Annotated in this window: 16 protein-coding genes; all 16 read right to left on the bottom strand. The window is 60.7% G+C overall.

Annotated elements, in window-relative coordinates:
* Positions 1-113: 113 nt before the first annotated feature.
* The 16 genes from Q5Q88_RS08305 to rpiB all read right to left on the bottom strand — a co-directional run bounded on the left by Q5Q88_RS08305 (position 114) and on the right by rpiB (position 14,395).
* The gene (locus Q5Q88_RS08305; protein ID WP_118654409.1) at positions 114-1,511 is read right to left on the bottom strand and encodes a phosphoglucomutase/phosphomannomutase family protein; all 1,398 of its coding nucleotides are present in this window, start codon (positions 1,509-1,511) and stop codon (positions 114-116) included.
* 186 nt (positions 1,512-1,697) lie between these two features.
* On the bottom strand, positions 1,698-2,126 hold the full coding sequence (locus Q5Q88_RS08300) for a metal-dependent transcriptional regulator (RefSeq protein WP_118654408.1): 429 nt from the start codon (positions 2,124-2,126) through the stop codon (positions 1,698-1,700).
* Positions 2,127-2,186: 60 nt separating this feature from the next.
* Complete coding sequence (gene pepT / locus Q5Q88_RS08295; protein WP_302742901.1) at positions 2,187-3,416, bottom strand: peptidase T; 1,230 nt, start codon at positions 3,414-3,416, stop codon at positions 2,187-2,189.
* 146 nt (positions 3,417-3,562) lie between these two features.
* Positions 3,563-4,702 (bottom strand): LCP family protein, encoded by a 1,140-nt coding sequence (locus tag Q5Q88_RS08290; protein ID WP_118654406.1) that lies wholly within the window; start codon positions 4,700-4,702, stop codon positions 3,563-3,565.
* Positions 4,703-4,721: 19 nt separating this feature from the next.
* Positions 4,722-6,005, bottom strand: a complete 1,284-nt coding sequence (gene murA, locus Q5Q88_RS08285) for a UDP-N-acetylglucosamine 1-carboxyvinyltransferase (protein ID WP_302742899.1) — start codon at positions 6,003-6,005, stop codon at positions 4,722-4,724.
* Between the two features lie 83 nt (positions 6,006-6,088).
* Positions 6,089-6,487 carry an ATP synthase F1 subunit epsilon gene (gene atpC / locus Q5Q88_RS08280; protein ID WP_199588944.1) on the bottom strand — a complete coding sequence of 133 codons (399 nt, stop codon included), beginning with the start codon at positions 6,485-6,487 and terminating at the stop codon, positions 6,089-6,091.
* A 3-nt stretch (positions 6,488-6,490) separates the two neighbouring features.
* Positions 6,491-7,924, bottom strand: a complete 1,434-nt coding sequence (gene atpD, locus Q5Q88_RS08275) for a F0F1 ATP synthase subunit beta (RefSeq protein ID WP_118654404.1) — start codon at positions 7,922-7,924, stop codon at positions 6,491-6,493.
* Positions 7,924-8,835 carry an ATP synthase F1 subunit gamma gene (gene atpG, locus Q5Q88_RS08270; RefSeq protein ID WP_302742896.1) on the bottom strand — a complete coding sequence of 304 codons (912 nt, stop codon included), beginning with the start codon at positions 8,833-8,835 and terminating at the stop codon, positions 7,924-7,926. The genes atpD and atpG overlap by 1 nt, the downstream gene beginning before the upstream one ends.
* A 5-nt stretch (positions 8,836-8,840) precedes the next feature.
* Complete coding sequence (gene atpA, locus Q5Q88_RS08265) at positions 8,841-10,460, bottom strand: F0F1 ATP synthase subunit alpha (protein ID WP_302742894.1); 1,620 nt, start codon at positions 10,458-10,460, stop codon at positions 8,841-8,843.
* 3 nt (positions 10,461-10,463) lie between these two features.
* The gene (locus tag Q5Q88_RS08260) at positions 10,464-10,946 is read right to left on the bottom strand and encodes a F0F1 ATP synthase subunit delta (protein WP_118654401.1); all 483 of its coding nucleotides are present in this window, start codon (positions 10,944-10,946) and stop codon (positions 10,464-10,466) included.
* A complete protein-coding gene (atpF, locus tag Q5Q88_RS08255) occupies positions 10,936-11,541 on the bottom strand; it encodes a F0F1 ATP synthase subunit B (protein ID WP_302742891.1) in 606 nt (201 codons plus the stop codon). The genes Q5Q88_RS08260 and atpF overlap by 11 nt, the downstream gene beginning before the upstream one ends.
* Before the next feature lie 48 nt (positions 11,542-11,589).
* Entirely contained in the window at positions 11,590-11,784 is a 195-nt protein-coding gene (locus tag Q5Q88_RS08250) for an ATP synthase F0 subunit C (RefSeq protein ID WP_118654399.1), read from the bottom strand.
* A 102-nt stretch (positions 11,785-11,886) separates the two neighbouring features.
* On the bottom strand, positions 11,887-12,687 hold the full coding sequence (gene atpB, locus Q5Q88_RS08245) for a F0F1 ATP synthase subunit A (protein ID WP_294159142.1): 801 nt from the start codon (positions 12,685-12,687) through the stop codon (positions 11,887-11,889).
* Between the two features lie 18 nt (positions 12,688-12,705).
* A complete protein-coding gene (locus Q5Q88_RS08240) occupies positions 12,706-12,861 on the bottom strand; it encodes a hypothetical protein (protein WP_233546250.1) in 156 nt (51 codons plus the stop codon).
* Positions 12,862-13,292: 431 nt separating this feature from the next.
* Positions 13,293-13,940, bottom strand: coding sequence for a uracil phosphoribosyltransferase (upp, locus tag Q5Q88_RS08235; protein ID WP_118654396.1), 648 nt, complete (start codon positions 13,938-13,940; stop codon positions 13,293-13,295).
* Positions 13,941-13,957: 17 nt separating this feature from the next.
* Positions 13,958-14,395, bottom strand: a complete 438-nt coding sequence (rpiB, locus tag Q5Q88_RS08230) for a ribose 5-phosphate isomerase B (protein ID WP_118654395.1) — start codon at positions 14,393-14,395, stop codon at positions 13,958-13,960.
* Positions 14,396-14,461: the final 66 nt, after the last annotated feature.

The following is a 14,461-nucleotide window of genomic DNA, read 5'->3' as shown; positions in this document are numbered from 1 at the left end:
GTCTTCACTCGGCCACCCGCGCGGCAAGGAGATATATTGCCAGAGTCGGAGGGGCGCGTGGGCGACTATCTTCGTCTCCACATTTCGCACATAACTAGCGGGAAACTTTGCTCCTATGTAAACTCGCCATGAGCGAGATCTATCCCCGCATCCAGCAGTTCGTCCCGCATTTCGATCGTCTGCGCTTCTGCATATACGCGTATGAGCGGTTCAGTTTGGGAAGGCCTAAGCAGGATCCACGATTCGTCATCGAACTCCAGCCGCAACCCATCCATATGACTCACGTGCACCGGAACTCGACCTGCCACCATCGGAGGGTTGAGTCCTGGTAAGACCGTACGGAGCATTTCGACAATCTCCGGGTCTATTCGGAGGTCGCGGCGAGCATAGTAATACCGCCCGAAATAGCTTTCCAGCTCGTCTACAAGCTCCGCAAGTGACTTCCCCGTCACCGCCATCGCCTCACAGAGAAGAAGGTTGACCAGAAGGCCATCGCGCTCCGGCATATGGTGGGCAATGCCCACACCTCCTGACTCTCCGCCCCCTAGCAACACGTCCCGTTTTTTCATCTCACTATATATATGCTTGAAACCAACGGGTTTTATGGAGAGCTTACATCCCAGCTCACGTGCAACCCTTCGCGTGAGAATCGACGACGTCGTGTTGAGCACCACGCGCCCGTTCCATCCTCGGTTGCGGCATAAGTGACCGAGAATGAGAGCTATGACCTTTTGCGAATTCACAAATCTGCCGTGTTCGTCCACCGCGCCAATGCGATCGCCATCCCCATCGTTGACAAGCCCCGCACATGCGCCACACGCGACAACCTCGCGCTCGCAGTCGTCAACCCAAGGCTCAATAGGCTCGGGATGGGTTCCATCGGTCTCTTCATCTGGCGAACCATGGATCTCGGTCACATCAGCCCCCATGGCACGCAGCAAATCGGCGAAGCAGCCACTTGCCGATCCGTACAACGGATCGTATACGACCCGTAACTGCGCCGCAGCGATTGCCTCGGTGTCCACCATTGCATACAGATGGTCTAAATAGCGCGTAAGAAAGTCCGTCTCGGCGATTGCCCCGCGGGCAAGCGTTGGATCGGAATCGATGATGCGCTGCAGTTCTTCGTAGAAATCGTCCGACCCCACACCACCATCCGCCATGCGCAGCTTGATTCCCTGATAGTCTGCGGGGCTATGCGAACCTGTCACCATCAAGCCGCCCACAGCGCGGTCATCCCGGGCGACTGTCCACGCCAACGCGGGCGTGGGAACGTGCCTATCGGAAACCTTGACCGCCAGACCGTGCGCCGCAAGGACCTTGCCTGCAAGGCGCGCAAACTCACGTGCACCAGGACGTGCATCGTACCCAACATACACCAGCGCACCAGCTGCGCGGCGTGCCCAAAGAGCACCCGCCGCATCTGCAACTCGCACCACGTTATCGTTGGTGAAATCACCATCAAGGCGCGCACGCCAGCCATCTGTTCCAAATCGTATTATTTCGCTCATGCGCGTATGCACCCCTTACGGTGATTATGTCATCGCGTCAATGCATTGTTCGGTATACCCCAACCAAGGCGCGCCAACCGCAGGCGGTGAAATCTAAGCAAAGTGTAAGGATGGGGCTCGCAAACTAACAATCGCCCGCGCTGGGAACACCTCCCAACGCGGGCGACCGTCGTCCGCTATCTCGCCTTACCCTTCTATGGTGATTCCCGACGATTCGAGATAGGCCAACCAGCGATTCATCGTGTCCTCGGAGAGCGCGTGCTCCATCAAACACGCTTCGGCATCGGCGCGCTCGAAGTCGACTCCGAGCTCGCCCGCGAGAAAGGCGCGCAACATGCGATGACGGCGCCAGACGGCGGAGCCAATCTCGCGCCCCTGAGATGTCAGACGCACTCTGCCATAGTGAGATTGCTCGACCATGCCCTGCGCTTTGAGCGCGGTGATCGCCTTGTTGACCGATGCCTTTGACACCTCAAGGCGCTGAGCGATGTCTACCGAACGAATACCACCCTCGACTTCTCCGCCGTTCTCTCCCTCGATTCGAACAATACACTCGAGATAGTCCTCGTTTGCCGTCGTCAGATGGGGCTCAGCTGTGAACTCGTCATGCTCCATGGCGTTTGTTCCCTTCTCTACCATTTCCGGCGGCAACGCATCGGCGCCGGACTCTGCCCGCTATGCGAAGCGGACAACCAAATGCTTGAGGACCTCCACCATCTTCTCGAGCGAGAGGACGGGAATGAACTCATTCACGCCGTGGCAGCAATACGCTCCGGTCGACAAATTGGGACACGGCAGACCGCGGAACGAAAGCTGTGCTCCGTCCGTACCGCCGCGGATGGGGATGACATTTGGGGTGACGCCGGCATCCTCAAAAGCTTTTTTCGCCTGATCGATAAGCTCGGGGTAATCGGCCACGACCTCTGCCATGTTGCGATACTGGTGCTTGATCTCGACCTTCACGCGCTCGCGCCCCTGTTCCTCATTCACAAAGGCGGCGGCGGAAAGCAGATGGTCGATTTTCGCTTGGAATTTCTCAGCATCGTGATCTCGGATGATGTAACGCGCCGTCGCGTGCTCGACCGTCGCACTCACGCCTTCCAGGTAATAGAAGCCCTCGTAGCCCTCGGTATACTCCGGGCGTTGGGCTGCTGGCAGCAATCCATGGAAGCGGTGGAAGAGCTCGCCGGCATTCACCATGCGTCCTTTCGCGTCCCCGGGGTGAATGGAGAACCCTTGGAAGCTCACGGTAGCCTCTGCCGCGTTGAAGCATTCCCACTCAAGCTCACCAAGAGGACCGCCGTCAACGGTATACGCATAGGTGCACCCAAACCCGTCGATGTCGAGCAGCTCAGCGCCGTGTCCAATCTCCTCGTCGGGGCACAGGCAGACGCCGATGGCGGGATGAGGCGTCTCGGGGTGCGCGCACAACTCGGCGAAGAGTGCCATGATCTCGGCGACACCCGCTTTGTCGTCGGCGCCCAAGAGCGTCGTTCCGTCGGTGCAGACCAGGTCCTGTCCAACAAGGTCGTTCAAAGCGGGAAGCACACTGGGGGCGATGGAAACAGGAGCGCCGTCCACCACACCACACACTAGGTCACCGCCCTGGTACGTGAGCACATGCGGCTTGACGCCAAAACCAGGTGCCTGCTCCGTGGTATCGAGATGGGCAATCAGACCGAGGCGCGGACGCTCCTCGGAGCCCGAGCTTGCGGGAATCCAGGCGGTCACATACGCATGGTCCGTCACCGTCACGTCGCGGGCACCCATCCCGCGCAGCTCTTCCGCAACCATATGCGCCAAGTCAAACTGAATTTCCGTTGACGGGACGCGATCGCAATGCTCGTCTGCCGACTGGGTATCAACTTGCACGTACCGCAAGAACCTCTCGAGCACATCGGACATGGGGGCATTCCTTTCCTCGGCGCCATGTAGCGCAACGTGATACAAACGAAAAGCACCCCCAGCGTATGCCAGGGGTGCTTCTGAGTCAAAGGGTGTTGGCGTTAGGGCCGGCGACGTCGACGCCCCCAGCGTGGAACCATCGGCCACTACTCCGCCTCGTTCTCGCCATCAGACGTGGCCGACCCCAAGATGTCGCCCGCCGTGGAGGCGCCTGAAGTATCTTGTCCACTGGTCTGCGGACCCTGGGGGTTCTCACCCGCATCGACCCTCTCCATCATATCGGCGAGCTTGCTCTCGTAAACAAAGACGTAGCTCACACCGTTAACGTAGGTCGTATCATCGGCATACGAGGGGACGTTGGCGACGTACATGTCATTTTCGACGTCCATGCCCCGCATCGCGTTGGCAACGGAGATGATATCTTGGGGGCTTAACGTGGTCATGACGACCTCGGAGAGCGCCTCGACAATGCCCATCACCGTCGTTGCATCGAGCTCGTTGAGAATCTTCGAAGCAAGGGCGGCGAGCACCTGGCGCTGGTGGCGCATGCGCGTGTAATCGCCATCGGCATAGGTATAGCGGCAGCGCGCGTAGGTGAGTGCCGTGGCGCCGTCCATATGCTGATATCCCGTTTCGATCTTGATATCGAGATGCTCGGGATCATCGACCTCCTCGGTCGCGTTGAGGTCGATGCCGCCCACCGCATCGATAAGCTGTTCCATGCCCTCGAAGTTGATCTCGGCGTAGTGGGAGATCTTCTGCTCGCCACCAAAACACAGCTGATTGACCGCCTTCACAACGCCCTCCGGGCCGTCAACAGAGTGGGTGGCGTTGATCTTCATCGTCTCGCCGTTATAGACCACCATCGTGTCACGCGGGATGGAGATGAGCGTCGCCTGCTTCTCAGTGGGATCGACGCGGGCGAGGATAATCGAGTCGGAGCGGTACGTATCTTCGCCCGGGCGACCGTCAGTGCCGAGCAGCAGGATGTAAAACGGCTCACGAGCGACGTCGGAGTCGTTCAAAATCATCCGGATGCCCTCGCCGAGCACTCCGTTGCCGGAGAGGTTTCCCGTTACTCGAACGAACCAGGCGCCGACCCCAACCACGCCCACGAGCAGCACCGCCAACAGGCCGCCCAGCACGCCGCGCTTGACCATGCGGCCACGACGGCGCTGGCGGGCACGTTCGGAATACCGGCCAACGTTCTCACGGCTATAGATGCGGCTGCTCGCTCCGGTTGAGGGGCGACGTCCCTCCTGGATGGGCTTCTTACGACGGCTCATAGACACCTGCACTCAATTGTTAGTCATCAATGGGATCGGGAAGGGAGAGGCGTTCCACTGTGGCGCCCAGCCCGCGTAGCTTGTCGACAAACCGCTCGTATCCGCGATCGATATGGTGGATAGCGGACACCTCCGTATAGCCCTCTGCGACAAGACCGGCAATGGCCAGGGCGGCACCGCCACGAAGATCGGGGGATGTAACCTGCGCGCCGGAGAAGCCCTTAACACCGTGGATCATGGCGTGATGCCCCTCGACACGAATGTCCGCGCCCATACGGACGAGCTCAGAGGCAAACATAAAGCGGTTCTCAAAGATGTTCTCGGTGATGATGGAGTTACCGTCGGCGAGCGCGGAAAGCACCATGACCTGAGCCTGCATGTCGGTGGGGAACCCGGGGAACGGCAAGGTTTGAATGTCAACAGGGGCAAATCGCTCGCAGCGTTGGACGCGCACGCCCTGCTCTATGCGCTCGATGCACACACCCATGCTCTCGAATTTCTTGAGGACCATCCCCAAGTGATGCGGATTGAAGCCGAGAACCTCGATTCCGGCGGGACCGGCGGCGAGCGCGCCGGCGACGATGAAGGTTCCGGCCTCGATGCGGTCACCCACCACGCGATGCGTCACGGGGCATAGCTCCTCGACGCCCTCGATGGTGACAACCGGGGTGCCGGCACCAATGATGCGGGCACCCATCTCGTTGAGCATGTTGGCGAGGTCTACGATTTCCGGTTCACGAGCGGCGTTGTCAATCACCGTCGTGCCCTTGGCTTTAACCGAGGCCATGATGAGGTTCTCCGTAGCGCCAACGCTGGCGAACTCAAGCGTGACGGACGTACCCTTAAGTCCGTTCGGTGCTGTAGCGTGGATGTAGCCGTGGTCGGTATCGAACAAAACGCCAAGCGCCTCGAGTCCGAGAATGTGCATGTCGATCTTGCGGGCGCCAAGGTTGCAGCCACCGGGCATGGCAATCTTGGCCTTACCGAATCTGCCGAGCAGGGGGCCCATCACGGCAGTCGACGCGCGCATCTTGGCAACCAAGTCATAGGGAGCCTCATATGAGTCGACCGCAGACGTGTCGATGCGCAGCGTATGCTCATCAAGCACATCGATCGTGGCGCCCATGCGCTTGAGCACCTTGCCCATCACATGAACATCGGAAATATTGGGGACATTCTCGAGCGTCGTGGCACCGGGCGCCAGCAACGTGGCGGCCATGAGCTTGAGCGCTGAGTTCTTGGCTCCCGAAACGACGACGCGGCCCTCAATTGCGTGCCCGCCCTCAACGCGGATGATATCCAAGCGCTTCCCTTTCAAAAAACATGCCCGGGTCGCCCCGGGCATGATGTCATAAACTGTGCGCGTCAAACGCGTCGCCACTGACCCTATTGGGATAGCAGCAGCTTGCACCATGCGATTTCATTATAGAGGTACGCACGGCGTGCATCATTCTCCGACATTTTCCCCAGCTCGTCTTCAAAACCGGCCATCTGGGCGGAGACTTCTTCGGCGTCGACCTTTTCGATATCAAGGGCGCGCTCAGCAAGCACGATGACCTCGTCATTCGCAACCTGGACATATCCATCGGTGACCGCGAAGACGCGGTCGGTCACGCCCATCTGCGACTCGGAGACGCGAATCCGTCCGCCATCAATCGTGCAAATCTCGCTCGCATGGTGTGGCAAGATGCCGAACTCGCCGACAGTCGTGGGAACGGCCACGTAGGCAACCGGGCCCTCGAACACGCACTCCTCGGGGCAGACGATGCGCAACTGCATGGCCATGTCCTACGCCCCCATCTTGGCGGCGCGCTCGCGCACGTCGTCGATGGTGCCGGCGTAACGGAACGCCTGCTCGGGCAGATCGTCGCACTCGCCGTCGATGATGGCGGCAAAGGAGCGAACCGTGTCCTCGACGCGCACGTAGACGCCCGGGTTGCCGGTGAACTTCTCGGCGACGTGGAAGGACTGGGACAGGAACTGCTGGATCTTACGAGCGCGGTTCACAGTAAGGCGCTGCTCATCGGAGAGCTCGTCCATACCGAGAATGGCGATGATGTCCTGAAGGTCGGAGTACTCCTGCAAGATCTCCTGGACGCGCACGGCCACGCGGTAGTGCTCCTCGCCGACGATCGCGGGATCGAGCGCGTCGGAAGTGGAGGCCAGCGGATCGATTGCCGGGAACAGGCCCAGCGAGGAGATGGAGCGGGAGAGAACCGTCGTGGCGTCCAAGTGGGTGAACGTCGTGGCGGGCGCGGGGTCGGTCAGGTCGTCGGCGGGAACGTAGACGGCCTGAACCGAGGTGATGGAACCGGTCTTAGTGGAGGTGATGCGCTCCTGCAGGTCGCCCATCTCGGTAGCCAGGGTGGGCTGGTAACCGACGGCGGAGGGCATACGGCCAAGAAGCGCCGAGACCTCGGAACCGGCCTGGGAGAAACGGAAGATGTTGTCGATGAACAGCAGCACATCCTGACCGCGATCGCGGAAGTACTCAGCCTCGGTAAGGCCGGCCAGGCCGATGCGCAGACGGGCTCCCGGAGGCTCGTTCATCTGACCGTAGACCAGGCAGGTCTTGTCGATAACGCCCGACTCGCTCATCTCGAGGTACAGGTCGGTACCCTCGCGGGTACGCTCGCCAACGCCGGTGAACACCGAAGTGCCGCCATGCTCTTGGGCGAGGTTGTTGATGAGCTCCTGAATAAGCACCGTCTTGCCAACGCCGGCGCCACCGAACAGACCCGTCTTGCCGCCACGGATGTAGGGCTCGAGCAGGTCAACGGCCTTGATGCCGGTCTCGAAGATCTCGGTCTGCGTGGTGAGCTGGTCGAACGAAGGGGCCGGGTGATGGATCGGGTAGTACGCGTCCACCTCGGGCATCTCCTTGCCGTCGACGGGCTCGCCCATGACGTTCCAGATGCGACCGAGCGTGCCCTTGCCCACCGGCATCTGCATAGGGGCACCCGTGTCGACGACCTCGAGGCCGCGCTGCAAACCGTCGGTGGAAGTCATGGCGACGCAGCGCACGACATCGCCAGGCAGCTGGCTCTCGACCTCGAGGATGGTGTTGATGTGGCCGACGGGCGTGTCCACGTCGACGGTGAGGGCGTTGTAGATGTTCGGCACGCCGCCCTTGAACTTAACGTCCACGACGGCGCCGATGATGCGCGTGATGCGCCCGACGCCCGCGGTGGGCGTGGAGTCCACAGCGATGGTATCTGCCATTAGTTCTCCTCCAATGCAGCGGCTCCGCCCACGATCTCGTTGATCTCAGTGGTGATGGAAGCCTGGCGTACACGGTTATAGGTGCGCGAGAGGTCGGCGATGATGGCGGTGGCGTTCTCCGTCGCGGAGTGCATGGACTTGCGGCGGGCTCCCTGCTCGGCTGCCGCCGAGTCGATCATCGCCTGATGGACGATGGTGAGGACGTAGCTCGGAATGAGCTTGCTCAGCACATGGTCAGCGGAAGGCACGAACTCGAAGGGCGACGACAGACCCGTAGGCGCCTCGTTCTCGTTCGCACGCGGGCCACGGGCGGTCTGCAGCACCAGCTGGTCGAGCGGCAGAATGCGCTCGAGACGAAGCGCCTGCTCCACGCGGTTCTTGGCATGGAAGTAGACGATGTCCACGCGGCCAAGATGCCCCTGGGAATACGCATCGATCACGTAATTCGCGACGATACGCGCATTCTCGATCGTGGGGTCGTCGGACTCACCGACGATTGCCATCACCTTGTTAGGGTATTTGCGGAAGAACTCCGTCGCCTTGCGTCCACAGGTGATGAGCTCGACCTCTTTCGCACCGTGGCGATAGAAGTGCTTGATGCGCTGCTCGGCGGCGCGCTCCACCTGTACGTTGTAGCCGCCGGCCAAGCCGCGATCGGAGCTGATCACAATCACCAGCGCTCGCTCGTAAACCTCGGGGTCGACGAGCAGTGGGTTGGAGACATCGACCGACGAATCCTGCGCAACGGTCAGCATGACGTCCGTGATGGCGGCGGCATACGGCTCGGAATTCTTCTCGCGCTGGAGCGCGCGAGCAATCTTGGCCGTAGCCACCATTTCCATCGTGCGCGTGATCTGCTGGGTCGTGGAGACCGAGTTGATGCGCTTTTTTATGTCGCGGAGGTTAGCCATGGGGCCTAGTTCTCTCCTGCTTCGCCGTCGAGCGCGGAGGCACTCGACGCCTGGGACTCACGGGAGGCCAGGAACTGACTCTTATAATCACGGATCGCCGTCTCGAGCTGGGATGCCATCGCATCGTCCATCTTGACGGTGCGGAAGCTCTCGAGCAGCTTACGGTGGGCGCCCTCGAGGTAATCCACGAGGCCGTCACGGAACGGCACGACGTCGGCGAGGTCCATATCGTCCAGGTAGCCCTTGTTACCGGCGTACAGAACGGCGACCTGCTCCGTAACGTCCAATGCCTTATAGCGACCCTGCTTGAGGAGCTCGGTCATACGAGCACCATGCGTGAGCTGCTTTTGGGTAGTGGCGTCAAGGTCGGAGCCGAACTGCATGAAGCCGGCGAGCTCACGATACGACGCGAGATCGAGACGCAAGTTGCCCGCCTGCTGCTTCATGGCCTTGGTCTGAGCCGAACCGCCAACGCGGGACACGGAGATGCCCACGTCGACTGCAGGGCGCTGACCCTGGTGGAACAGTTCGGACTGCAGGTAGATCTGACCATCGGTAATCGAGATGACGTTGGTCGGAATGTACGCGGAGACGTCGCCATCCTGCGTCTCGATGATCGGCAGAGCCGTGAGGGAGCCACCGCCGTTCTCCTCGGAGAGCTTGCAGGCGCGCTCGAGCAGACGAGAGTGCAGGTAGAAGATGTCGCCGGGGTAGGCTTCGCGTCCCGGGGGACGACGCAGCGTAAGCGACATCTGACGGTAGGCGACAGCCTGCTTGGACAGGTCGTCGTACACGACCAGAACGTGGCCGCCGGGGTTGGTGGCGCTGGCGGGACGGCCGTCCTCGCCGTTGTACATGAAGTACTCGCCGATGGCGGCGCCTGCCATAGGCGCGATGTACTGCAACGGGGCCGAATCGGCAGCGGTGGCGGACACGATGACCGTGTACTCGAGCGCACCGTGTGCGGCGAGCATCTCTCGAATCGCGGCGACCGTCGAGGCCTTCTGGCCAATGGCGACGTACACGCAGATCATGCCCTTGCCACGCTGGTTGATGATGGCGTCGACGGCGATGGCGGTCTTGCCCGTCTTGCGGTCGCCGATGATGAGCTCGCGCTGACCACGGCCAATCGGAATCATTGCGTCGACGGCAAGCAGGCCCGTCTGCATGGGCTCGCATACCGGGGTACGCTCGATAACGCCGGGAGCCTTGAACTCAATGGGGCGACGAGACGTCTGGCCGATGCTGCCCTTGCCATCGATGGGCTGGCCGAGCGGATTAACCACGCGGCCGAGCATGCCACGGCCCACAGGGATGTCCATGACGCGGCCGGTCGTGCGGCACTGGTCGCCTTCCTTAATGGAATCGACCTCGCCGAACAGGACCGCGCCGACCTCATCGCGATCGAGGTTCTGAGCCAGGCCGTACACCGTACGGCCCGTGATGGAGCTCGTAAACTCAAGGAGCTCACCTGCCATCGCGCTCTTGAGACCGAAGACGTGGGCGATACCATCGCCCACCTCGGCTACGTGGGATACTTCTTGGGTATCGACGGTAGCCGACAGGTCGAACAGGCGCTGCTGTAGGACTTGCTCGATGTTCTCGGCAGTAATTGCCTCGGACATTGGCTATACCTCCGAATTCTTAACTGACTGAGTCATGACCTTTCGGGCCTGCTCAAGCTGGTGACGCACCGACGCGTCACGACGACGCCCCTGCGCGGAGATGATCAAGCCGCCAATGATGGACGGGTCGACGCGCTCGATCAAAAACACGTTGCAGCCCAGGTCAAGCTCGCACTTCTGCGTGATCAGGGCGCGCAGCTCGTTGTCGAGCGGCACCGCCGTGGTGACGGTCACGCCGACCGTCTGCTGGTCGCCATCGGCCATCTCGCTGTAGAGATCGAGGACGTCAGCCAACTTGTCCAAGTCGCCATTGACGGCCATCTGAGACAGGACGGAAAGGACCTCGGGGCTCGCATCTGCCTCGGCCTTGAGGGGGGCGAGGTTCTCGTAGACTCGATCCTCGTTCTTAGCCGCCTCGAGCAGCGTGCGGGCGTACGTCTCGAGCTTGCGCTTTTCGAAACGCTCGCTGATATCCTTATCGACCATTGATGGTACCCACTTCCGCAAGGTACTTCTTGATGAGCTCGCGCTGCTTGGCTTCGTCGCTGGCGAGTGTGTCGCCCACGATCTTGCCAGCCACGGCGACAGAGACCTTGGCGATGGTGTCGGTGGCGGACGCAAGGGAGCGCCTCATCTCGTCATCGGCGCGATCGTGCGCCTTGGCGATGATGTCCTCAGCCTCCGCGTGAGCGGCGGCGACGATGCGAGCGCGCTCCTTCTCTGCGTCACCGCGGGCCTCAAGGACGATCTCGGACGCCTTGCGGCGCGCCTCGGCGACAATGGCGTCCGCCTCGTCGCGAATCTCGGCAGCCTCAGCCTTGGTGGCGTCGGCTTCCTCGATGCTGTCCTCGATCTTGTGCTCGCGGGCATCGAGAACGGAGATGACCTTGGGCCACACGAACTTGGCCAAGAGGAACCAGATGATCAGGAAGATGAGGAGCGCGGGAACGAACTCCGCCATCTTGGGGATCAGGATATCCGCGCCACCGGACTCGGTTCCCTCGGCAAAAGCCAAGGTGGGCGTGAGAAGCACCGAGGCGAAGGCCCCAAGCGCGACACCTGCGCGTTCAACGTTTTTCATGACTTCCCCCTCGGGACGTATCGCCCGGCACTCTTGCGAGGACCCGGCCTATTTGACAACCAGTGCGACGACGAAGCCGATCAGGGCCAGAGCCTCGGCGAAAGCCGAGCCCATGATGAAGACGGTGAACACGCGGTCCTGAACCTCAGGCTGACGCGCCATGGCGCTCGCAACGCCATATGCAGCGAGGCCGATAGCGAGGCCTGCACCGATAACACCAAGACCGTAACCGATAACTCCCACAATTCCTCCTTGAGATCGCGCGCCTTCGTGGCGCACCTTGATCACGATACCTATCTCAAGCGCACGGCTCGAACCGCACGCAGGGTACCCCTACACGTATGGCTAGTGCCCTTCGGCCTCTGCGCCCTGGATGTACACGGCGGTGAGAACGGTGAACACGTATGCCTGAATCACGCCGACGAAGATCTCGATGGCGTAAATCACAAATAGGATTGCCGCGAACGCAAGGGACGGCAGAGCGCCAAGGGCGTTGGCAGCGCTGAACTCGGAAATGAGCGGCTCCGCGAACAGCGAAACCATGAGCGCAAAGGAACCCAGAACGATATGGCCTGCGAACATATTGCAGAACAGACGAACCGCCAGCGTGATGGGTCGCAGCAGCGTGGAGATGACCTCGATCACCCAAATTAGTATGTTGAGCGGGAACATGACCCCCTTGGGCGCGAGGCTTTTGATGTAGCCCCACACGCCATGGTTCTTCATGCCCACCCAGACGAAATACACGAACGCGACGAGTGCGAGGGCCGCGGTGGTGGAAATCGTGCCCGTACCCGGCTTCATGCCGGGAATGATGCCGATGATGTTGTTGACCACGATGAACATGAACAACGTTCCCAAGAACGGCAGGTGACGACGCCAGGACTCCTTGCCCAAGATGCCGATTCCCACGTCGTTCTCAAGGTACTCGATCACAAATTCGATCGCGTTGGCAAACCTGCCGTGCGGAACTACGGCGACGCGCTTGGCGAACGCGAACATAATGACGAGTAAGACGATCGAAGACACGATGAGCCAGAATGAATACTGGGTCACGCCGTGCATCAAGTCGCCCACGACGGGTATCGAGCTGAAGCTCGACACGAGGTGGTTGATCTCGCCCGGCAGCTTCTCAAACGCTTCCATGCGCTAACCCTCCTAGAGTCAGTGACTCATCGTTTTGGCGGCAAGTACCGCCCACATGACCAGGAACCCCATGAGGAACCCGACCGCGACCACCGGCAAGTCCTGCGGAACGGACATCCAAACCAAGGCAAATGCCGCCATGGCAAAAGCAAAGGAGACGCCCAGTGCGGCCATCCCCCTGCTTACCGTTGGCTTAAGGCGCCCCGACCGCGCCAAAAGCACGACCGCGAATAAGGGGGCGAACGTTGCGACCCCTAAGCCCATCCCAACTGCAAGCATCGGCTACCCTTCCGCTGCGGGACATTCACATGGAATGCGCGTGCCACAAGTTCCAAACCTGCACATTCATGCAGTTTGATGCGGCAACGCACGACCTTGCGAATACCAGTGCTTCGCAGTATATCGCTCAATAATCCCCGCGCAAGTAAAATCGTACAACCGAATGATGTTTATGGACATTTGTTCACAATACGACATTCGTTCATTAAATTTGAGAACATATTGGGGCGTTTGTTGTTTATTTTAACCCAAACAAAAACGCGGTGCGCCCTCAAAACGCACCGCGTTACCGAACCGAAACGTGCCCCAATGGCGCGCGCGAGACCCTACAGAGTGCCGAAGATGCGGTCTCCGGCATCGCCGAGGCCGGGAACGATGTATGCCGCGTCGTTAAGGCCCTCGTCGATGGAACACGTGTACAGGCGAACATCGGGATCGTGGTCGAGCACCGTCTTGATACCCTCGGGAGCGGCAACCAACACGAGCAGACGCACGTCCTTCACGCCTTGACCGCGCAGGTAGTCAATCGCCGCCGTGGCGGAGCCGCCCGTGGCGAGCATGGGATCGACCACCAAGCACGTACGCTGCTCGGCGTCGGCGGGAAGCTTAGCGTAGTACTCGTGCGGCTCGTGCGTCACTTCGTCGCGGTACATGCCCACATGACCAACGCGGGCAGCGGGGATGAGCTCAAGTAGGCCGTCCACCATGCCCAATCCGGCACGCAGGATCGGAACAATGGCAACCTTGCGCCCAGCGATCTGCTTGCCCGTGGTGGCGCAAATCGGCGTCTTTACGGGAGCATCTTCGAGCGGGAAATCTCTCGTGGCCTCATAGCCCTCAAACAGGGCGAGCTCCTTAACGAGCTCGCGGAACTGTTTCGAACCGGTGCGCTCGTCGCGCATGATTGTCAGCTTGTGCTGGACGAGCGGATGGTCAACCAGCGTGACGCGGCTGCTGTCAAATGATACGGACATATCGTCCTCCCTACTATCTAGTCAAGCGCCATGACCTTGGCCACGCGGGCCTCATGACGACCGCCTTCGAATTCCGTCTCGAGGAACGTCTTGACAATCTCCTTGTTGACCTCGACATCGACGAAACGGCCCGACAGGCACACAACGTTGCCGTTGTTGTGCTGGCGGAACAGCTCGGCGAATGGAACCGACGTGATGGACGAGGCGCGAACGCCGGCTACTTTATCGGCGGCAAGCGCCATGCCGATGCCGGTGCCACACACCAGCACGCCGCGATCCGCCTCGCCGGCCGAGACCGCCTGCGCGACCTTCACGGCATAGTCGGGATAATCAACGGAAGCATCGGAGTCGGGGCCCATATCGGCGAGCTCGCAACCCAGCTCCTCGGTCAAGTAGCTCGCCAGGGCTTCTTTTTGTTCAAATCCACCATGATCGGAGGCAATGGCGACACGCATCGTGCACGTCCTTTCAACTGTTGAATGCAACGGTTTCACTCTAGCAGGTTCGAAGGGCGCGTGCGT

Origin of the sequence: uncultured Collinsella sp. (genome assembly GCF_959026545.1) — a bacterium.
Classification (GTDB): Bacteria; Actinomycetota; Coriobacteriia; order Coriobacteriales; family Coriobacteriaceae; genus Collinsella.
Note: the sequence above shows the minus strand (reverse complement) of the source record. Positions and strands in the feature narration are given on the sequence as shown.

Excerpts from the sequence above, each read along its gene's own strand:
- Q5Q88_RS08305 (WP_118654409.1), bottom strand. The coding sequence starts at position 1,511 with ATGAGCGAAATAATACGATTTGGAACAGATGGCTGGCGTGCGCGCCTT.
- Q5Q88_RS08300 (WP_118654408.1), bottom strand. The coding sequence starts at position 2,126 with ATGGAGCATGACGAGTTCACAGCTGAGCCCCATCTGACGACGGCAAAC.
- pepT (WP_302742901.1), bottom strand. The coding sequence starts at position 3,416 with ATGTCCGATGTGCTCGAGAGGTTCTTGCGGTACGTGCAAGTTGATACC.
- Q5Q88_RS08290 (WP_118654406.1), bottom strand. The coding sequence starts at position 4,702 with ATGAGCCGTCGTAAGAAGCCCATCCAGGAGGGACGTCGCCCCTCAACC.
- atpC (WP_199588944.1), bottom strand. The coding sequence starts at position 6,487 with ATGGCCATGCAGTTGCGCATCGTCTGCCCCGAGGAGTGCGTGTTCGAG.
- atpD (WP_118654404.1), bottom strand. The coding sequence starts at position 7,924 with ATGGCAGATACCATCGCTGTGGACTCCACGCCCACCGCGGGCGTCGGG.
- atpG (WP_302742896.1), bottom strand. The coding sequence starts at position 8,835 with ATGGCTAACCTCCGCGACATAAAAAAGCGCATCAACTCGGTCTCCACG.
- atpA (WP_302742894.1), bottom strand. The coding sequence starts at position 10,460 with ATGTCCGAGGCAATTACTGCCGAGAACATCGAGCAAGTCCTACAGCAG.
- Q5Q88_RS08260 (WP_118654401.1), bottom strand. The coding sequence starts at position 10,946 with ATGGTCGATAAGGATATCAGCGAGCGTTTCGAAAAGCGCAAGCTCGAG.
- atpF (WP_302742891.1), bottom strand. The coding sequence starts at position 11,541 with ATGAAAAACGTTGAACGCGCAGGTGTCGCGCTTGGGGCCTTCGCCTCG.
- atpB (WP_294159142.1), bottom strand. The coding sequence starts at position 12,687 with ATGGAAGCGTTTGAGAAGCTGCCGGGCGAGATCAACCACCTCGTGTCG.
- Q5Q88_RS08240 (WP_233546250.1), bottom strand. The coding sequence starts at position 12,861 with ATGGCCGCACTGGGCGTCTCCTTTGCTTTTGCCATGGCGGCATTTGCC.
- upp (WP_118654396.1), bottom strand. The coding sequence starts at position 13,940 with ATGTCCGTATCATTTGACAGCAGCCGCGTCACGCTGGTTGACCATCCG.
- rpiB (WP_118654395.1), bottom strand. The coding sequence starts at position 14,395 with ATGCGTGTCGCCATTGCCTCCGATCATGGTGGATTTGAACAAAAAGAA.